The organism is Brevibacterium jeotgali (genome assembly GCF_900169175.1).
Lineage (GTDB): Bacteria > Actinomycetota > Actinomycetes > Actinomycetales > Brevibacteriaceae > Brevibacterium > Brevibacterium jeotgali.
The window spans coordinates 1-2,399 of the sequence record NZ_FXZM01000040.1; the positions used below are offsets into that span (position 1 = coordinate 1).

Annotated in this window: 2 protein-coding genes; both read right to left on the minus strand. The window is 53.1% G+C overall.

Annotated features, from left to right (window positions below):
- Positions 1-75: 75 nt before the first annotated feature.
- Positions 76-498 (minus strand): ABC transporter permease, encoded by a 423-nt coding sequence (locus tag BJEO58_RS14700; protein ID WP_101590196.1) that lies wholly within the window; start codon positions 496-498, stop codon positions 76-78.
- A gap of 102 nt (positions 499-600) precedes the next feature.
- Complete coding sequence (locus BJEO58_RS14705) at positions 601-2,190, minus strand: ABC transporter substrate-binding protein (RefSeq protein ID WP_101590197.1); 1,590 nt, start codon at positions 2,188-2,190, stop codon at positions 601-603.
- Positions 2,191-2,399 lie beyond the last annotated feature (209 nt).

Consider the following 2,399-nt stretch of genomic DNA (forward strand, 5'->3'; position numbering starts at 1 on the left):
AAAGTAGGGTGGGACATGTCGAGGTCTTCCGGATGGGCAGTGTAGGAACTTCCATCTTCAGGGAGACCTCGACTCCTACACGGACAGCGACGCGCTCAACGGACTACACCCTCGTTCGAGAAGAGCCACGTTACGGCCTGAAAGCACGCCCAACGCAATCCCCAGTACCACTGTCAGAACAAATCCCAGTGCAACAAGCGAGATCGTTACTTCGAGGCGTTGGATAATAAGATAAGAAACTGACGTGTTGTACGCAAACGAAGTACCGAAGTCTCCCTGAACCACACCACCGACCCAGTCAAAAAACTGTGCATACATCGGTTGGTTCAGGCCGAGGTCTTCGCGGACGCTTTCGACCTGCGTGGCGGACGCGCCTTCACCCGCAATCGTCGAAGCCGCATCTCCCGGCATGAGGTTTACCAAGAGGAATGCGAACAATCCAACGATGAGAAGTAGTGGGATCGCAGTGAATACCCTGTCTACCGCGTATCTAATCATTAACCCGATCCTAATCTGGCATTAACGGCCACGTCGGGGCCTGCCGACGAACGCACGAATTTGCAATATCGGTTCGGCAGGCCCCAAGTCGGCGTAGATTAATTACTCCGACTTCGCGGCGTATCTAATCTCTTCATAGTCGCCGTAGACCTGAACATTAGACGCGGACGAGCTGTACCCGGTGATCCGTTGCGTATTGCAGATTGTTATAAGCGGTGTGATGGTGTCAGTTACCATCATCTCAGCCATCTGGTGGTACGCCTCGCCTCGAGCGTCGGGATCAATTGAGTTGGCCCCGTCCTCGGCCAAAGCTGAGAACTCTTCGTCTTCCCAGCCACCTGGGTTATATGGCGCCGTCGGCGACAGCATCCGTTCATAGACAGCGTCCGGATCGCTTCCACCTGTGTAGCCAGTCACTGTAACGGGCATTCGTTCGGAAATAACGAATTCTTCGAAGACACCACCGACCGCTTGACCGCGCGGATTGATGGTGATTCCTACCTCAGCCAACTGGGCCTGCACTACTTCTGCCATTTGGGTTGAAGCCGTGATGTTCGCGTGAGGCGAATCCAAACCATTCGCAGGGTCTTCGTATCCAGCCTCTTCGAGCAGTTCTATAGCGCGATCCGGGTCATACGGGAACCGATCAAGTCCGGAGCCCAGCTCTTCGTTATAAGCGATCGAAGTGTTGGACCAGGGTGTCACTTGCGGAATGCAAGTGCCATCTGTCAATCCTTCGGAGATAGCTTCACGGTCTATAGCATGGTTGATGGCTTCCGCTATCCTTGGGTCCTGAATAGCCCCTTCTTCGCTATTAAGAGACATATGATAGAACGCAGGTGTAGGGCCCATGAGCACTTCGACCTCGTCGCCAGCTGCCTGCGCCGATTGTGAATCGATCACTGCGCCGTCGTATTCACCAGAGTTAAGGCCGTTTAACCTTGTTTGACCTTCTTGGACTCCGATGATCTCAAATGCAGCAACATTCTGCTCGTCCTCATTGTCTTTGTTCCAATAATTGTCGAATCGTTCGGCCGAGATTCGCTCACCGGGTGTAACGCTAGTCGCTTTATACGGACCCGCACCTACAGGGTTTGTATTGATGTCGTCAGATTCGATCGCGTCGCCAGAGACAATCATGCCCGCACGCCCGCTAAGCACCGCTAACGTCGACGCCAGTCCTGAATTAAGTTTCATCTCGACCGTAGACGAATCCACGACGACAACTTCATCAATTGTGGCAACCTCATTGGACACGGTCGCGCTCTCATCACGCATTCGGTCTATATTCAGCTTCACGACGTCGGCGTCCAACATTGTTCCGTCATGGAACTCCACGTCGTCGCGCAGTTGAAATGTAATCGTCATGTCCTCTTCAGAAGCGTCAAACGACTCAGCCAGCATCGGCTCAATACTGCCATCAGGCATCATGCGAACAAGACGATCATAAATCGGTGTCAAATACGTCTGATCAAGCCCCCCGGTACTCCTCGAAGGGTCGAAACTCGATGGAGGTTGATGGTTCGCGAACCTAAAGGTGGCTTCTGCGCTTGTATCATCAGCCATTGAAATCGCCGAGGGGTACTCGGCCCCTCCGTCATCTGGCTCTTCCTCTTGGCTCGCACCACCACAGCTCGCCAGAACCACCGACACAGTAATCAATGCCGGAATCCTTATATACCGTGAAAACATTAAACATCTCCTCCATTGCAGATGTGTCGCTTGAACTATGACCAACCGCAGGTTCCGGCTGCGTAGCCATCACCAATCAGGTTCTTACTCTTCTCGAATGAACTACTGTTTCCTCGAAGGGCGGCTGATGGTCACTGTGAGACACACCTAACCCCATCGTAAGATCATGCCTAGAGCTGTCGGCAACACTACTCTCGTCAGGCTATGAC